The 17,933-nt window shown below is 38.3% G+C and carries 13 protein-coding genes; 10 read left to right on the plus strand and 3 right to left on the minus strand.

The window, feature by feature from the left end:
* The first annotated feature begins 43 nt into the window (after window positions 1-43).
* Complete coding sequence (locus AABK36_RS16290) at window positions 44-1,036, plus strand: acyl transferase (RefSeq protein WP_309940269.1); 993 nt, start codon at window positions 44-46, stop codon at window positions 1,034-1,036.
* 227 nt (window positions 1,037-1,263) lie between these two features.
* Window positions 1,264-1,410: a hypothetical protein gene (locus tag AABK36_RS16295; protein ID WP_309940268.1), complete on the plus strand. Its 147-nt coding sequence runs from the start codon at window positions 1,264-1,266 to the stop codon at window positions 1,408-1,410.
* Window positions 1,411-1,426: 16 nt separating this feature from the next.
* On the opposite strand, the gene AABK36_RS16300 is transcribed toward AABK36_RS16295, so the two are convergent.
* On the minus strand, window positions 1,427-3,490 hold the full coding sequence (locus AABK36_RS16300) for a tetratricopeptide repeat-containing sensor histidine kinase (protein WP_309940267.1): 2,064 nt from the start codon (window positions 3,488-3,490) through the stop codon (window positions 1,427-1,429).
* Window positions 3,491-3,875: 385 nt separating this feature from the next.
* Here AABK36_RS16300 and AABK36_RS16305 point away from each other — a divergent pair, with 385 nt between their 5' ends.
* The 8 genes from AABK36_RS16305 (at window position 3,876) to AABK36_RS16340 (ending at window position 11,977) form a co-directional block, all read left to right on the plus strand.
* Entirely contained in the window at window positions 3,876-5,459 is a 1,584-nt protein-coding gene (locus AABK36_RS16305; RefSeq protein WP_309940266.1) for a peptide chain release factor 3, read from the plus strand.
* Window positions 5,460-5,461: 2 nt separating this feature from the next.
* Complete coding sequence (locus AABK36_RS16310) at window positions 5,462-6,187, plus strand: RluA family pseudouridine synthase (protein WP_374709128.1); 726 nt, start codon at window positions 5,462-5,464, stop codon at window positions 6,185-6,187.
* Window positions 6,188-6,279: 92 nt separating this feature from the next.
* Window positions 6,280-7,854: an NAD(P)/FAD-dependent oxidoreductase gene (locus AABK36_RS16315; protein WP_309940265.1), complete on the plus strand. Its 1,575-nt coding sequence runs from the start codon at window positions 6,280-6,282 to the stop codon at window positions 7,852-7,854.
* A 158-nt stretch (window positions 7,855-8,012) separates the two neighbouring features.
* On the plus strand, window positions 8,013-9,095 hold the full coding sequence (locus AABK36_RS16320; RefSeq protein ID WP_309940264.1) for a COX15/CtaA family protein: 1,083 nt from the start codon (window positions 8,013-8,015) through the stop codon (window positions 9,093-9,095).
* Between the two features lie 146 nt (window positions 9,096-9,241).
* On the plus strand, window positions 9,242-10,045 hold the full coding sequence (locus AABK36_RS16325) for a transporter (protein WP_309940263.1): 804 nt from the start codon (window positions 9,242-9,244) through the stop codon (window positions 10,043-10,045).
* A 229-nt stretch (window positions 10,046-10,274) separates the two neighbouring features.
* Window positions 10,275-10,934: a fructose-6-phosphate aldolase gene (gene fsa, locus AABK36_RS16330; RefSeq protein ID WP_309940262.1), complete on the plus strand. Its 660-nt coding sequence runs from the start codon at window positions 10,275-10,277 to the stop codon at window positions 10,932-10,934.
* A gap of 135 nt (window positions 10,935-11,069) precedes the next feature.
* Window positions 11,070-11,273: a fructose-6-phosphate aldolase gene (locus AABK36_RS16335; protein WP_309940261.1), complete on the plus strand. Its 204-nt coding sequence runs from the start codon at window positions 11,070-11,072 to the stop codon at window positions 11,271-11,273.
* 5 nt (window positions 11,274-11,278) lie between these two features.
* On the plus strand, window positions 11,279-11,977 hold the full coding sequence (locus tag AABK36_RS16340) for a cell division ATP-binding protein FtsE (RefSeq protein ID WP_309940259.1): 699 nt from the start codon (window positions 11,279-11,281) through the stop codon (window positions 11,975-11,977).
* Here AABK36_RS16340 and AABK36_RS16345 read toward each other — a convergent pair whose 3' ends face one another.
* Window positions 11,978-13,282, minus strand: a complete 1,305-nt coding sequence (locus AABK36_RS16345) for a cryptochrome/photolyase family protein (protein WP_309940258.1) — start codon at window positions 13,280-13,282, stop codon at window positions 11,978-11,980.
* Complete coding sequence (locus AABK36_RS16350; RefSeq protein ID WP_309940257.1) at window positions 13,282-17,832, minus strand: translocation/assembly module TamB domain-containing protein; 4,551 nt, start codon at window positions 17,830-17,832, stop codon at window positions 13,282-13,284. The genes AABK36_RS16345 and AABK36_RS16350 overlap by 1 nt, the downstream gene beginning before the upstream one ends.
* Window positions 17,833-17,933: the final 101 nt, after the last annotated feature.

Raw genomic sequence — 17,933 nt, forward strand, 5'->3', positions numbered from 1 at the left:
TACATTAAGTGAATCCACTTGGACACATAGCAACTCTTGAACCATGGAAACAAAAAAAATCATAAATGAATTCAAATATCTTGTATCTAATATCAAAAACCACGATTTTGATAAAGTAGCGCTTGAGCTATTTCGATTTCAAGCAAAACACAATCCTGTCTACAGCGAATATCTTCAATTCCTAAAGACCAATCCTGAAGATGTTAAAAGCATTTATGAAATACCATTTCTTCCTATTTCATTTTTCAAAACGCATCAAGTCAAAACAGGTGAATGGCCAACTCAAAAAATCTTCGAAAGCAGTGGCACAACCGGAACCACAACAAGCAAGCATTACGTAGAAGACATTGAATTTTACCATAAAATTGCCACGCAAATATTCACCGACTTTTACAGCGCTCCAAACGACTATATCATATTAGCCTTGTTGCCTTCCTATTTAGAAAGAGACAACTCGTCTTTAGTATCCATGGCTAAGCATTTCATTGATTTAACCCAAGATCATCGCTCCGGGTTTTATTTAAATGAATTCGAATCTTTGAAAGAAGCCTGCGTAAGCGCCGAGTCAACCAATAAAAATGTTCTGCTCATGGGAGTTACATTCGGGCTACTGGATTTTGCCGAGCTTCATACTTTTTCCAGCTCCAACATAACCATTATGGAAACGGGAGGCATGAAGGGGCGTAGAAAAGAAATGATCAGAGCCGAAGTCCATGAGGAGCTTGGCAATTCATTTGGCCAGACAAAAATCCATTCAGAATACGGCATGACGGAATTGCTCTCACAAGCTTATTCTCATGGAGATGGTATATTTGAAATGCCTAGCACTATGCGTATATTATTAAGGGATGTGAACGACCCCTTCTCTGTAAGCAAAAGAACAAGCGGAGGCATCAATGTTATCGATCTGGCAAACATTCATTCTTGCAGCTTTATAGAAACTCAGGATCTTGGCAAATTGCATGATAATAAATTCGAGGTTTTGGGACGCTTCGACAACAGCGATATTCGAGGATGCAACTTAATGACAATTTGATTTTTTCAATAAATTTTCTTTTTTCATGATTTTTATTTATTTTAAAGAAATAATTTGGCACAAGATGGTTGCATAATATTCCAACTTGAATTTTCATTTTCTTTCATTAAGTTTATTTCAAGTTTAAAAGGTGTTGTGTAAATGGCTCGCAGAGCTACGAACAAATTGAGGTTAATTTAATTATAGGAAATAGTGTATGTATAAATGTAAAACTAAATAAATTGAAAATGAAAAAGGTATTGATACTAGCGGTGTTTTTCGGGTTTGGTATGGCGTCATGCGCACAGTACACTTGCCCAACTTATACTAAAAAAGACGTGAAGCAAGAAAAAGAACTTAAAGTAAAAAATAACGATAAAGAGGCTCTAGTATAGAGCCTTTTTTTATTCCCTATTTTTCTGCACTTTCCAAAGAACTTGTCAAACGGCTTGGCGAATTACTTTCTTCCCTACTATATGGCAAACATATGGCAAACGCACTGCCTTTGGAGACTTTGCTTTCCACCTTGATTTCACCTTCCAGTCTTTCCACAGCTTTTTTCACTATAAACAAACCGATACCGCTACCTGTGGAGCTTTGATTACCTCTGTAGTACATATTAAAAATTTTCTTTTGACAATTATCGATAATCCCTACGCCATTGTCGGCAACACGTATGCATAGCTTATCATCATTCTGATCGATTGAAATAACAATCTTGCCATTAGACGGCTTGGAGAATTTGATAGCATTATCCAAAAGATTGTGAAGAATCGTAAAAAACATCTCTCGATAACACACAAAAGGCTCTTCAACATCGACATTGTAATCAACTACAATACCCTTGCTTTCCAAGCTTTCGCTGAACGTAAGTATCAATGCCTGAATTCCTCCCTCAAAATCTATTTCTTCCAAGTCTTGATTTTTCATATCAAGTTGACTGATCATCTGAAGCTTATGCAGCATTTCATCCATATGCTCCACAGTCACATTCACTTTTTCAAACAACTGAAGCAAGGAATCGCTGTCTTTATCCAATTGGGCTACTTGCGACAATCCCATCAAAGTCGTCAAAGGTCGTCTAAAATCATGAGAGGTTCTATATAAAAAAGTGTCCATCTCATCATTGCTTTTCTGCAACTGAGCTGTCCTATGATCCACCAAGGCTTCCAAGTTTTGATTCACCATTTCTACATGTTGATACGCAACCTTCAACTCTTCCGCCTGCAATCTCATCTCCTCTTTTTGCGAAGTGATTTCTTGATTCAAAACACTCAGCTTCTTATTCGTTACATCCTTGGCTTTATTGTACTTGAATAAAAGGTAAATCAAGCCCAACATTAAAAACAAAAATGAGCTTATCCCAAGTATTATAATAAACTGGGTTTGAAGCACATCATCTTTTCTCGCAATTACCTGAGCATTTTGAACATCTTCATAATTGCTCTCTATCAACTTCAACTCTTGAAGCAAATAATTATTATTCATGGAGATCCGCTTCTCCTTCGCAAGTTTATAATAACTTAAAGCCTTGTAATAGTCTCCCTTTTCCTCATAAAGTTGAGAAAGTTGCAAAATCGTTTCATTCATTTGCGACAAACTCGGGATTGCTCTGGCAAGCTTCAACGCATTCTGATATGTCTTTTCAGCCGTTTCATACTTTTTCAATGCTTTATATATATTGGCTTGTTGCGTTGTAATATCGGCAATCATCTTTTTGTTATCTGCCCGCTTCCCCGCTTTCAATGCCATATTATAATAGCCCAAGGATTTTTTCCAATCGCCTCTTGCAATGCTCACATCCTTCACAATACTCATCTTCGCCAACCCTTCGTAGCTATCCACCATTCCCAATTTGTTATTGCTGGTTTGATTTCTTTCGATAGCCTGTTCGTAATAGTCCTTGGCAAGTTTCTGATTTTTGTAAGGATTGGATGGGTTGGAGTACATTTTTGCCAATAAATTATAAGCGGTAGCTTGAAAAAAGAAATTCTTCGACCTATAACCGTAATCCAACAATTTTTGAAAACTTTCTTTTGCTTTAATGAACCTATTTTGCTCTAGCTGAATCTCTCCTATTCCAGCCAATGTATAATGATCTCCTTCCTTGTCTCCAATTTCTCTATACAACGACTGGCTTTTGAGAAAATAATTCATCGCATCGGAATAATGCTCGAATTCCAAGTGAATCGCCCCAAGCGTCTGATAGTTTCTAGCCTTCAAGCTAGTATTGTTTTTATCCAAAGCATTGATAAAGGATTTCCTGAGATATACTAAAGCATTGTCATGCTTTCCCAACACTCTATTAACCTCGCCTATTCTCCAGTAAGTCTCATGCATAAGACTATCCATATCATTTATTTTGCATATTCTTAATGCTTTAAATAAATAATCCTCTGAATGCTCTGAATTTCGATAAAGATATTGATGAGAAGAGTAAAACAAATCCTCAACCTCCCTTTCCAATCTTACCATAGAGGAAGGCTTCTCTGTCTCCGCATACGCACAATATGGTATGCATATAAAGCAAAATAGTAGAGATAGAAGGAGCGACTTGTAATTCATACTCAAATATATAAAAAATAATTGTTTTAATTATAAACACATATTAATTTTTGACTTTAAAGTATAACAAAACATAGCCCAATTTGTTTGAATGCAAAATCAAACAATTCTTTCATTATTGAGGCATAATTAATTAATTTTGCGAATTGATTTAAAAGGCAAGAATCACAACGCAACATTCGTTTAACTCTCTGGAAATTAACCTATAAGCGACAAGCGTTACAAACTTCCTTTAGTCGAGTTAAGACTTACTCAAAGAAAAAACGGTACAATTCCATAAAACAAGATTGATTACATGTCATTCGAGCAAGAAATAAACAAAAGAAGAACTTTCGGCATCATTAGCCACCCCGATGCGGGAAAAACAACGCTAACAGAAAAGCTCCTGCTATTTGGAGGCGCAATCAAAACCGCTGGCGCTGTCAAGTCAAATAAAATCAAGGATCACGCCAAGTCCGATTTCATGGAAATCGAAAAGCAAAGAGGTATATCCGTAGCGACTTCCGTCATGGGATTTGAATACAAGGATGTCAAAATCAACTTGCTCGACACGCCAGGACACAAAGATTTTGCGGAAGACACATACCGTACTTTAACCGCTGTTGACAGTGTGGTAATGGTTATTGACTGTGTAAAAGGTGTTGAGGAACAAACTCAAAAACTTATGGAAGTGTGCCGTATGCGTAACACTCCTGTAATTTGCTTTATCAACAAGCTTGACCGCGAAGGACAAGACCCTTACGACCTGCTGGATGAAGTAGAAAGCAAACTAAACATCAAAGTTCGCCCTTTAAGCTGGCCTATAAATATGGGAAAAAGCTTCAAAGGAGTTTACAGCTTGTATGACAAGGATTTGATTCTGTTTCAAGCTAGTCGACGAGAACTGAACAACGATACCCTAAAAGTTGAAGATATCAATGATCCTGAATTGGAAAACATTATTGGAGAAAATGACGCGGACCAACTAAGAGAAGATGTTGATTTGATCGAATCCGTTTACTCCGACTTTAATGTTCAAGATTATCTTGACGGTAAGGTCGCTCCTGTTTTCTTTGGCAGTGCTGTGAACAATTTCGGAGTTAGAGAGCTGTTGGATACTTTCATCAGAATTGCGCCGAATCCAAAGCCAAGAGAAACCGATTTAAGAGAAGTTTCTCCTTTTGAAAGCAAATTCACAGGTTTCGTTTTCAAAATTCACGCAAACATGGACCCCAAGCATAGAAACCGTATCGCCTTCTTGAGAATTTGCTCTGGGAAGTTTGAGCGTACAAAAGCTTACACCCATGTTAGACAAGACAAGAAATTCAAATTCTCCAACGCGACAGCTTTCATGGCTCAACAAAAAGAAACCATTGACGAAGCTTTCCCTGGAGATATTATAGGTCTATATGACACTGGAAACCTTAAAATTGGAGATACTTTGACCGATGGTGAGAAAGCCACTTACAAAGGCATTCCTAGCTTCTCTCCTGAGATTTTCAAAGAAGTCATCAATAAAGACGCAATGAAAACCAAACAGCTGGAAAAGGGATTGAAGCAGTTGATGGAAGAAGGTGTAGCGCAAATGTTCGTCTATGAAATGGGTTCTCGCAAGGTCATCGGTACAGTGGGAGCGCTCCAATTTGAGGTGATCCAGCACAGACTAAAACACGAATATGGAGCCACTTGCGACTTTGTTCCTTTGAATATGTACAAAGCTTGCTGGATCAGTTGCGACGACAGAAAAAAACTTGATGAGTTTGTGAAATCAAAATACAGGCACATTGCTCAAGACAAAGATGGAAAACTTGTCTTCATGGCGGAAACAAGAGCTTGGTTGCAAATGGTTCAGGACAATTTCCCTGACATTAATTTCCATTTCACTTCAGAATTCGAATAATTATGAAATACCCATTCAAAGTAGTATATGAAGATAATCATCTGCTTGTTGTTGATAAAGAATCCGGCGTTCTCGTGCAAGGAGACAAAACAGGTGACAAGCCTTTGATAGACTACTGCAAAGATTATATTAAAGAAAAATACAACAAGCCCGGAGCAGTCTTTTTGGGTTGCGTTCACAGACTGGACAGACCGGTAAGCGGTCTTGTTGTATTCGCTCGAACATCCAAAGCTTTGGAGAGAATGAATGAACTCTTCAGAAAAAAGGATATTCATAAAGTTTATTGGGCTGTTGTGAAAAAGAAACCGCCTAAAAAGCAAGATAAGCTGGTGCATTATCTAAAAAAAGATTCTCAGAAAAATGTCACTACAGCTTACGACAAGCCGGAAGAAGGAGCTCTTAAGTCCGTGCTTGAATACAAGTCTTTAGGCAAGCTTAATGACCATTGGCTTTTAGAGGTAAGGCCTCATACAGGTCGACCGCATCAGATACGCGTGCAACTAGCTTCAATGGGCTGTCCAATCAGAGGGGACATAAAGTATGGATTTTCAAAACCTAATCCTGACGGAAGCATTAACCTTCACGCCAAAAACCTAAAATTCATACACCCAGTAAAAAAAGAACCTATTTTTCTTAGAGCTGGAGTTCCTCAAAATTCATTTTGGGAACAATTCCTTCAGTTGGAAGAAAGCAACTTCAAGGACAAGCATATCGACAGATACTATTAATTACAATACTTCGACAGTAGCATCGCCTGCTGTCGAAGCCCATAGCCACTCAAATCAAAATAGCTACAGCGAAACCCTTCGCTTTTACGCCTATGAAAAAAGAAGTAAAATTCTCCTTGCCTCCTGAGATCGCATTTGACGAACATAAGCTTGACAACTTCTTGCGGAAAAAATCCGGACTGAATGACCAAGACATCCTCAACATTCAGTTAACCAACAGATCCATAGATGCTAGAACAAAAAAAATCAAAGTTAACTTAAGCGCGAACTTGTTCATCAATGAAGATCCTGTTAGTCTAATAGAATACTCGAAAGAGTACCAAAATGTCGAAAACAGCAAAAGCGCAATCATAATCGGCGCTGGACCTGCGGGCTTATTCGCCGCGTTAAGACTGCTAGAACTTGGCATGAAACCTATCATTCTCGAAAGAGGAAAAGACGTAAGAACCCGCAGAAGAGACTTGGCGGCAATTAACAAGGAACATATTGTAAATCCGGATTCCAATTATTGCTTTGGAGAAGGCGGAGCTGGAACTTATTCAGATGGCAAGCTTTACACTAGATCCAAAAAAAGAGGAGACTTCAAAAGAATAATGGAAATCTTCGTTAGCCATGGGGCTAACCCTGATATCCTTGTCGATAGCCATCCTCACATCGGCACCAATAAACTTCCCAAAATCATCGCTGAAATGAGAGAAAGCATCATCAGCGCTGGTGGCGAAGTTCATTTTGACGCAAAAGTCACCGACTTCATCATGGAAGACGGACAAGTAAAAGGAATAAAAACTCAAAATGGCGACACAATTTTAGCTGAAGCTGTTTTATTGGCTACAGGACACTCTGCCAGAGACATTTTTGAGCTTTTGGAAGATAAGAAAATCGACATTGAAGCAAAGCCTTTCGCTTTGGGAGTTAGGGTTGAGCATTCTCAGAACCTTATCGACTCGATACAATATCATTGCTCAACAGGCAGAGGCGAATACTTACCAGCAGCATCATACAGTTTAGTCAATCAAATCATGTACAATGGCGAGAGAAAAGGCGTTTTCTCCTTTTGCATGTGTCCTGGAGGGTTCATTGTTCCTGCCGCCACTGCTCCCGGAGAAATTGTCGTGAATGGCATGTCTCCTTCGCGAAGAGATTCTAAGTTCGCCAACTCAGGAATAGTGGTTTCTGTGGATGAAAAGGACTGGGGACCTTTATACGCTCAATATGGCAACCTCGCCGGCATGAAATACCAACAGGCGATTGAACAACAAGCTTTCAGAGAAGCCGGAAGCACTCAAGCAGCCCCAACCCAAAGACTTGCCGACTTCGTTTCAGGCAGAACTTCAAAATCCCTTTTAGAAAGTTCATATCAACCGGGTCTTGTCAGTGTGGACATGCGCAATGTATTGCCTGAGCCTGTTGGCCATCGATTAAAATATGCTTTTAAAGCATTTGGCAAAAAAATGAAAGGCTATATGACCAACGAAGCCCAAATCCTTGGCGTGGAAAGCAGAACATCCTCACCTGTAAGAATCCCAAGAGACAACGAAACACTAGAGCATTCCATGGTCAAAAGGCTATTTCCTTGTGGAGAAGGAGCTGGATATGCAGGAGGCATAGCTTCCGCGGCTATTGACGGAGAAAGATGCGCCGAAAAGATATTCGATCTATACGGTTAGCAACTCATTCACAAATGATTACAACAGCTTTCGACCTAATCCTACAATGACAAAACAATCACTAATCTAGCTAAAAACATATAAGCTTCATATGCGAATGCGAGTTTTAGTGATTATATTTAGCTACTCACTACAGAAACACCGAAGCAACTACTAACATGGGAGAAAAAACATTCAGACCTATAATTATTTGGCTTTTTATTGGAGCGGCACTGGTTTTCGCTATGGTCGTGATTGGAGGGATCACCAGACTAACTCATTCTGGTCTCTCCATGGTTGACTGGAACTTAATTAGTGGAGCGATACCGCCTCTAAGCGAAGGCCAATGGCTCAACACTTTTGAACAGTATCAAAAATTTCCTGAGTTTCAAAAACTCAACTACAATTTTACATTGGACGATTTCAAACAAATTTTCTGGTGGGAATATTTGCATAGATTGCTTGGCAGGATCATAGGGATAGTTTTTCTGATTCCGTATTTTTATTTTCTATTTAAAAACAAAATCGACAGCAAACTCAACCGAAAACTGTTGCTCATATTAGCATTAGGAGCTTTTCAAGGGTTCATGGGCTGGTACATGGTAAAAAGCGGCTTGGTAGACGTGCCTTACGTAAGCCACTACAGACTTGCCGCGCACTTGATCACAGCATTGATTACTTTCGTCGCTATAATTTGGACAGCTTTTGGGCTTATGTTTCATGGCAGAAACACCAGAGGATCTTTCGACAGAAGCCTCATTAGAATGACACGAATATTTATCTTCGCATTGTTTATTCAAATTATTTATGGGGCTTTCGTAGCTGGGCTAAAAGCTGGCTTCGTATACAATACATTCCCATTAATGGGAGACAGCTGGATGCCAGAAGCTGTTACTGCGCTAAACCCTCTTTACCTTAATTTCATCAAAGGGCTCGCAGGCGTTCAATTCGCTCATAGAATCATCGCTTATTTAGTGTTCGCTTTAGGTATTGTCATCTTTTTCAAAGGAAAATCATCGGATCTTGGAAAAACCCAGAAAGGCGGTTTAGCCTCGATGATAATTATGCTGAATATACAACTGCTTCTAGGCATATCGGCGCTTATATTCAAAGTACCTGTTACCCTAGGAGTGTTGCACCAAGTAGGAGCGTTTATGTTAGTATTCTTCGCCATATTCTTCTATCATCGTTTGTTAGCGCCTAAAAACAATGTCAAAAGCAAACTGGAATTCTTTGATAGCGACATAAAAAAAGCATCATAATTTAAAAAATGGCGAGGAAATCAATTCTCGCCATTTTTTTCTTACACTAAAGCTGTCTTAATCGGATACTCTAATAACAAAATCGGATAATCTCCAAGAGCCTTAATGATTAATTTTGCTGTTGTTAAAACGCAATCATTTGAACGATGCTCAAAAGAATTTATCTCATTATCATTTTAATTTCAACTTGCGCAACACTGCAAGCTCAAGACAAAAACTCTAACAAACAATTGAAGCAAGCCAACAACCCGTTGGCAAACATGAAAGCTTTCAATATACAGCATTATTACGCTCCTAACTTGAGTGGAGTGGATGGCATGTCAGGAGGAACGACAATGCTAAGGTACGCTCAACCCGTTGGTCGTTTCTTAGTAAGAGCAACCTTGCCAATATCCACGCTTTCATATTCTGGGAGCTCTCCAGATATGGATTTTGGTTCAAAATCCGGTTTAGGAGACTTGAATATCTTCGCTACTTATCTCTTGACAGATCCAACCAGCTCAACTCAAATTGGCATAGGTCCTCAGCTGACGATGCCTACCGGGACCAATTCATTCTCCAATGACACTTGGAATCTTGGCGGAGCTCTTGTCGTATTTGCCGGAGGCAACCCGCGAATTCAAGGCGGAGGTTTGGTCACTTATGAGCATTCGCTTACTGACAACAGCGAAACTCCTGTTACTAACAAACTTATCGTCCAACCATTCGCATTTATCCAGCTGGGCAACGGGACTTACTTAAGAGGAGCCCCATCCGCTATATTCGATATAGAAAGAGGCGAATACAACATTCCCTTAGGCATTGGTATCGGAAAAATCGTGAAAATAAACAATACAGTATATAATGTCTTCATCGAGCCGCAATACTCGATAGCTTCAAAAGGCATGTACCAACCAACATTTCAGCTATTCACAGCTATAAACATGCAATTCTTGAAGCCAAGAAACTAGCCTCGCTATCCATATTCCGTAATCATTCCTTTGCGGGGCTGTATAGCGGACAGCTTATTTTCCTACATTTACCTTATACACCGCTGTCCGCCTTGTCCGCAGAGCCACAAACTCTGCGGACAATTATTTTATCAAATCACCTCCATAAATAATTAAGCCCGTTTATTTTTTGATTAAAGTATAGCTATATTTGAGATTGAAAAGATTTATAATCAAACTATAAACACATATGAAATTTTTTATTGATACGGCCAATCTTGAGGAAATCAAAGAAGCTTATGATTTGGGCATTCTTGACGGAGTGACTACTAACCCGTCATTGATGGCAAAAGAAGGGATCAGTGGAGATGAAAATGTAAAAGCTCATTACAAAGCGATTTGCGACATTGTTGATGACAAAGTTAGCGCGGAAGTTATTGCTACTGACTATGAGGGCATGATCAGAGAAGGAGAAGAATTGGCAGCTATCAGTCCAAAAATCGTCGTAAAGATCCCTATGATCAAAGATGGACTTAAAGCGATAAAATATTTCTCTAGCAAAGGCATCAGAACTAACTGCACATTGATTTTCTCTGCGGGACAAGCAATTCTTGCCGCAAAAGCAGGAGCATCATACGTTTCTCCATTCATGGGAAGACTTGATGACATTGGAGCTAATGGAACTGATTTAATCGATCAAATCACTGCTATTTACGCAAACTACGACTTCGGAACTGAGGTTTTAGCCGCTTCTGTAAGAGGGCCAAAGCATGTTCTTGAATGCGCTGAACTAGGTGCTGATGTAATCACTGCGCCGCTTAAAGCTATCTTGGCTTTGCTTAACCACCCATTGACAGACAAAGGCCTGGCTCAATTTCTTGCTGATCACAAGCGTGTGAACGAGAAATAATAAGATCATTAATAAAATATTAAACGGAGTCGAGTAATAACTTCGTTTAATATTTTAATTCATATACAGAAAAACACTAATCAATTTTTTTCCGTATAAAAAACGCTCATTAGATTATTAGCAACAAGATATAATATGTATATCATCAAAGTAAAAGGAAAAGCTAAAATTCCGGATTATATTCAACTTCGCGATGATGCATTCCTTCTCACTGCCTACTTCAGAGCCGACAGGCCTCTAAAAAAGCTGGAAAAATACGGTCTGGAAGGAAAAGAAGAAAGCTTAAAAGAAATCATTGACAACCTACCTTACGGCAAGTTGCAAAAACTCGAAATATAAACAACATGACTTTCAACTCCGACCCAATCGTCTCCTTCCAAGAAGGCGCTATTTTTCAGAATGAAAATAAAATTCTAGAGAACATCAACTTTGAAATCTCCAAAGGGGAATTCGTGTATCTGGTCGGAAGAACTGGTAGTGGAAAATCCACTTTGCTGAAAACTCTTTATGCCGACCACTCGATAAATGTCGGCAAAGCAAGCGTTGCTGGATTTGACTTGACTAAGATCAAAAGAAAACAAATATCCAGCTTGCGTCGTAAAATGGGGATTGTATTTCAAGATTTTCAACTTTTCGACGACAGAACTGTGGCTGAGAATCTAGAGTTTGTTATGAGAGCAACAGGCTGGAAAGATCGTTCAAAAATCAAAACACGCATAGCGGAACTTACGATGGACGTGGGCTTGAGTACAAAATGTGATTCATTTCCCTTTCAACTTTCCGGAGGCGAGCAGCAAAGAGTCTCAATAGCTAGAGCATTGGTAAATTATCCGCAAATCATGATTGCTGATGAACCCACCGGTAATTTGGACCCGGAAGTTTCTGAAGAAATCTATGAGCTGTTTGAAAGCATCAATAGAAAAGGAACGGCTATTCTCATGGCGACTCACGCATATTCTATGATAGAAAAGCATCCAGCGCGAATACTTCTATGCGAAAGCCAAACCATCAAACAAACGAGTATTGAATCACTAGCAAGGTAGTCAACCGTCCAAAGCTCTTTTATATTCAAACAAAGCCTTCTCTTTCGCACTCTTATAATCAACAATAGGAGATGGGTATTCTTCACTCGTTAATTCTGGAATCCATTGGTTAAGATACACTTTCTTTGGATCCCATTTTTTCACTTGCAAATCAGGATTGAATATTCTAAAATACGGCTGAGCATCCGTGCCTGTCCCCGCCGCCCATTGCCAACCACCATTATTGGCTGAAAGGTCATAGTCCAATAATTTTCTAGCAAAATAAGCTTCTCCCCATCTCCAATCCACAAGCAATACTTTTGTCAAAAATGAAGATGTAATCATTCTTAGCCTATTGTGCATGTATCCTGTTTGATTCAGCTGTCTCATTCCAGCATCCACAATTGGAAACCCAGTTAAGCCCAAGCACCATTTCTCAAAATAATCTTCATTATTGCTCCATTCGATTCTGTCATATTTTGGTTTAAAGGCTTGATCAACAACATGAGGATTATGATCGAGTATCATCATGTAAAACTCCCTCCATATCAGTTCATCCCGATAAGTTTCATTCAAATCCAAAGCTTTTCTCATAAGCTTTCTTATGCTTAAAGAACCATGTCTTAAATGCACTCCAAGTCTTGATGTGCCTTGTTCATCACCAGGAAAATCGCGAGTCTGGTCATAACTTGAAATTATTTCATCACTTATAGCTATTGATGGAATTTTAATATTATGATTTACCTTAAAGCCCAACGCATCATAAGAAGGAACATCAAATCTATTTTTAATAAAATTACTCAAAAGATCTTCAGAAGGATACGAATTAAGATGCTCATCCGAAAGTGTGCTCAACCAAACTCTTTTATAAGGAGTAAAAACCTTGTAAAATTCACCATCCGGCTTAACCACCTCGCTCCTCTCAAAAATCACTTGATCCTTGAACGAGTAAAAGTTCACATCCTTTTCTTTTAAAAAATTCGCAACCATACTGTCTCTTTCTTTCGCATATGGCTCATAATCATGATTGGTGTATACAGCGTTCAAATCGTATTCTTCCGATAATTGCTGAAATACCTCAAGCGGATCTCCAATTTTAATCAAAACCGAGGATTCAACGTTTTTTAAAGCCTTGTTAATAGATACTAATTGTTGATAAATAAAGCCAACACGGGCGTCATCACGATCCTCAAGCCTATCAAGTATATTTGTATCAAAAATAAAAGTGGGAAGAACCGGAAATGATTGAGAAAGTGCATCAAAGAGTCCTCGATTGTCGTCCAGTCTTAAATCGCGTCTGAACCAAAATATATTTACTTTGCTCATTATTGAATAGAATCTTTCATGAAAATGAAATTATCCTCGATCGGCAATGGTGAAGAATCATCGATATACACTGGAGGAAGTTGATTGTTGTTACGTGGTTTTATGCCCAACAGTTCCCTTAATGTATTAAAATTGCGAGTATGCTGCACACTAAACCCTATAGTTGTAGTGGTAGCTCTTTGCAAGTTTGAAGAAGAACTGTTGAAGTTGTTTCGATTATACATCTTCAACTTCCATTTCCCATCCTTTGTCAGGATTGCCTCAACAGTCCAGTCGCCAAGCACACTTGAAACGCTCGCTTTGGATTCGGCATCAGTAAACCCCCCGTCTCTGGTCACTCTGATACGGCCATCAAGAAAAGCATATGACAATCTCAATTGAAAAGTTTCCAACTGAGCTTCATTGAACGAGCCTAAATCAATATCCACCTCCAAATTCTCGTCAACCGCCTGGTTTATCCAATAACTTAACTGATTAGAGAAGAACTCGCTCATGCTATTTCCTACTGAATTTCCAGCATCCAAGCCACTATCTTCAGCCGCCAATTTCTTCAAGATAATCAGACTAAACACCTGCTTGTTCATCTCTTGCTCGTTTGTTCTCAGAGTATTTTCAAAAGATTCGATCCTAACTCCCATAGGGACTGAATTTCCATCATAAATGATATTTTCAGGATAATCAAACACATTAATGTCGAAATCCAAATCAGGCTGAAGCAAATCACCCTTTATGCCCAAAGAAACGGTAACCGGATACTTTCTTCTAATATCTGGTGCTTTGGCCATCTCAGGAGAGAATAATGAAGCAACTGAAGTCAGCTGTGTATACTCTGCCATCAAGTCTACTTTGGCTTGATACGGATCCCCAGACCATGTAATTTTACTTTGAGGCTTAATATTGAATTCTTTGCTTATCAAATTATAAAAAGTGAAATTGTATCCTCCTTTTTGAAAGACAAAATCGCCAAACATATTGAAATCTCCACTTTTATTGTATTGAATATTCAAATCCCCGTTTCCTTGCCCTCTGATAATATCACCAGTCAATGGATCGAAAATTACTTCAAACACAGCTTCGGGTGTAATGTCCAAATTCATATCGATTTCATAATTGGAAACCTTAGGCTTCGTTTTCTCTTTTTTGCCTTTATGAACCTTTTCACCAGACTCCTTCTTTTTAAATCTAATAAAACTCTCTTCCTCAACAGCAGTGAAGTCCTCCGTCAATGGGATCTTGATTTTGGTATTCTTGCCAGTAGTCGCGTCTGCGGAAAATTTAATATTTGACATATCTCCAGTAAGAGCTATTGAACCAGTGCCATATGCTTTGCCATAAAATTTCGAATTGTCACCTAGCTCAGTATTTAATGCCAATATATTTTCAAACTCACCTCCAATATCAAACATTATCTTGGATGGATTTCCATGGTCAATAGAACCGAATATAATGCCTTCATTGAGCTCATTATCGAAAATCTTCAAATCATCAAAAATCACTTTTCGATTTTTCAACAAGATATCTCCATACATCGAATAATTGACTTTTGTAAAATTGTAAGTAGCACTACCACTACCAATGCTTACTATCCCATCAAGCAAAGGGTTCGTTAAAGAACCTGAGACTAGCACTGTTCCATTCGCAAAACCATTGAAATGGCTAAAGTCATTCAAAAATGGCCCCGCATATGACAAAGGGATATAATTCAACCTGCATGTCAAATTCAATTGATCCTTTAGCTTATAGGGAGAATAAAACCCTGAAAGCTGAATGAATTCATTGAATTCATCAAACACTTTACTCTTAACCTTGACTTGCTTACTCTTTGTATCCCATTCAGTATCAAGACTAATCGTACCAATTGGAATATCTTCAACTTTACATTCACTTATCAAGATATCCGATATGACGATTGGACTTTTCCCTGCAATACCGCTTGCATTCACTTTAGCATCCATCATCCCTTCCAGCTTCTTTCCAAGCAAATCGGATAACGGTTGCATATCAAAATTCTCACTATAAAAATTAAATTGATCATCCAAAGAGGATCCAATAGTACCATCAAAACCGATCAACTGGTCATCATGAGTAAAGCTCCAATCGTAAAATGCAAACCTGTTTTTAGATATGGAAACCTTATTGGATGGATTAATCGTCCAAACATGATCCAATAGTCTCAACTGACTGCTTGACAAAGAAATATCAGAAGAATCTTTATAATAGTTAACTCTACCACTCAAGTTAACATCACTTTTAAGTTCTGTAGCTTTAATACTTCCCAGGAAGTCCATCTTATCGTTAATCCAAACAACCTCTCCAAGCATATTCTCTGTTAGCACAGAACCCAACACTTGCTCTTCTGACAATACACTTAGATTGAAATAATTATAAGCATTTTTCAAACCTAACTTAAGCTTCATATCCAGAGAGGTGTTAAAAGCAGAGTGAGCACCGTACTCAAAGTTATCAACAAAAGTGTTTGCTGAAAATGAATAAATACTGTCCTTTTTAATTTTTCCTTGCAGATTAAACTCATCAGGCAGCACCAAGTCTTCAGAAAACACACTGGCTAAATCAGTCATCCGCTTAAAAGTAAAATCATAATCGGCCTCATAAGGCCTTTTTGCTGGATTTATCTTAATCCATTGAGCTTTAGAGTCATTCAAAAACTGTAAAGCATACCTTTGGGCCACATTGGCCAAATCACGCACTAACCTCGTAACTCTAAAGTCCCCTACGATTTGAGCATTTATTCTTTCTGACTTGATATTAATGAAATTGTCTTTATTCTGTTTGTGAATTTGAACATTTACTCTTTTGGAATGAAATTTTTGTTTTCCCCCTTTATCAAGTTTTATATTACTGAAACTCATTAAACCATTAACTCTATCTAAATCAAAATCATGGATTTCGCCAAAGAACTCCATCCCCATGATCAAATCCATGTTGGACAAGCCCAATTTCATAAAATTAAGCGTGTTGATCTCACCGTTAAATTGAACATTCTCGACACTATTCTGAGTGTTAACCGTCGCGTAAACAGCTAAATCAGCATTCTTATCTCTTACTTCAAATGAGCCTAAACCTAATTGAGCAGCGCTTTTATATCTAAAAGCTACATTTTTCACATTCTTGCCTTGAATTTTTAGTGAATCCATTGAAAGGTCTATGTCCATTTTGTCATTCAATGGATCAAATCCATTAAGCGCGAATTTAACCTTTCCATTCAAGTCATCCACGAGATCTGTATTGCCCGTAATCAAATGACCTAAAGGCAATTCCAACATCTCAAAATCACCATTGTAGATGTATCTCGTAGAATCAAGAGGGTCCTTTTTTATAGAAACTTTCAATTGATTCGACCCTGCATTTTTGCCATGCAAATCAACATTCAAATCAAAATCATCGATAAAACCTGAAAAACTTCCATTCCAATGAAAAGAGCCCAAATTATCTAAAGGTTCCACTCTCTCAGTCAAATAATAAGATAAATCATCAGCATTAGAACTCGCTTTTTTAACATCTGCAATAATAAATGTCTTTTTCAAATCAGGAGCTCCAATAATTTTGCAATCTCCACTTAACTTACTCGACTTTCCATAGCTGACTTTCGCATCGCTAACCTTGAAATTGCTAACTACACCCTCAAAATCTCCTTGAACCCAATAATGCGCAGGAACTTGATCATCAATGAATTTATTAAAATAACCAACATCTGAAGAATATATCTTGGACTCATCAAGATTGATTTTCATGTGCACGCTATCAATAAAATGGCTAAATGACGCGTAGCTATCATATCGCCACCTCATCTGGCCATTGATTTCGGTTTCATTCATCAACAATTTCAAGTCGTCGAAATGCATAGCATTATTGCTGGTAAGGTAATTACCGCTCATTCCCCCAACTTCAATCTCGCTAATCGAATCGATACCAGTCAATTGATTCAATTGAACTTTAAAAGTATCCCCGCGAATGTACATGTTGCTAAACTCACCCGTTAAATCCGAAAACTTGAAATTGAAATAATCAAAACCATGCTCAATCGGAGCTTTATAATGATTGGTGAATAAAAAATCAGAGCCTGACAGATAAATTTTATTCACGATAAAAGGTTTTGCCAGCTTTTTATCGCGAATTACTAGCGTATCCGAAGCTACGCTATCTTTAAATGCCCCCACAAGCTTCTTAGACCAATCTACAACGGTATACAAATCAGATGTATCCCTTTTTAATAACTCAACTCTAGCCCCGTGAATATACGCTTCATTCAGCATAATTTTATTTGGATCAAGCAAAGCTGGGAAATCAAAATCAACACTAACTTTTTCAGCCTTGATAAAACTACTGTCATTCAAATCAAGTACATCAAGGCCTTCGACAGTAAGTTCGTCAAACCAATTAAAGTATACTTTGTCTATATTGGTCTTATAGCCTGTCCTATCCTCCAAAAAAGTGGTCACCTTATTTACCAACCAAAGCTGAACAGGTGGCAAATGCATCAAAACAAATAAAATACCTGCAAGCAAGAGCAAAGCGATACTAGTCCGCAACACAAATCGGTATAAAAACCGATTAAGGTGTACTCTAAAACGCAAATATTTGAAGCGGTATCCCATTTGTCGATATTAGTGAAGAGTTTAAAACAAAACTC

It is taken from the genome of Aureibacter tunicatorum (genome assembly GCF_036492635.1).
In the GTDB taxonomy this organism is placed as follows: domain Bacteria; phylum Bacteroidota; class Bacteroidia; order Cytophagales; family Cyclobacteriaceae; genus Aureibacter; species Aureibacter tunicatorum.

Bases quoted from the DNA above. Each gene is read 5' to 3' on its own strand.
- AABK36_RS16295 (WP_309940268.1), top strand. From the start codon at position 1,264: ATGAAAAAGGTATTGATACTAGCGGTGTTTTTCGGGTTTGGTATGGCG.
- AABK36_RS16305 (WP_309940266.1), top strand. From the start codon at position 3,876: ATGTCATTCGAGCAAGAAATAAACAAAAGAAGAACTTTCGGCATCATT.
- AABK36_RS16320 (WP_309940264.1), top strand. From the start codon at position 8,013: ATGGGAGAAAAAACATTCAGACCTATAATTATTTGGCTTTTTATTGGA.
- AABK36_RS16345 (WP_309940258.1), bottom strand. From the start codon at position 13,282: ATGAGCAAAGTAAATATATTTTGGTTCAGACGCGATTTAAGACTGGAC.
- AABK36_RS16340 (WP_309940259.1), top strand. From the start codon at position 11,279: ATGACTTTCAACTCCGACCCAATCGTCTCCTTCCAAGAAGGCGCTATT.
- AABK36_RS16325 (WP_309940263.1), top strand. From the start codon at position 9,242: ATGCTCAAAAGAATTTATCTCATTATCATTTTAATTTCAACTTGCGCA.
- AABK36_RS16335 (WP_309940261.1), top strand. From the start codon at position 11,070: ATGTATATCATCAAAGTAAAAGGAAAAGCTAAAATTCCGGATTATATT.
- AABK36_RS16300 (WP_309940267.1), bottom strand. From the start codon at position 3,490: ATGGTAAGATTGGAAAGGGAGGTTGAGGATTTGTTTTACTCTTCTCAT.
- fsa (WP_309940262.1), top strand. From the start codon at position 10,275: ATGAAATTTTTTATTGATACGGCCAATCTTGAGGAAATCAAAGAAGCT.
- AABK36_RS16315 (WP_309940265.1), top strand. From the start codon at position 6,280: ATGAAAAAAGAAGTAAAATTCTCCTTGCCTCCTGAGATCGCATTTGAC.
- AABK36_RS16310 (WP_374709128.1), top strand. From the start codon at position 5,462: ATGAAATACCCATTCAAAGTAGTATATGAAGATAATCATCTGCTTGTT.
- AABK36_RS16290 (WP_309940269.1), top strand. From the start codon at position 44: ATGGAAACAAAAAAAATCATAAATGAATTCAAATATCTTGTATCTAAT.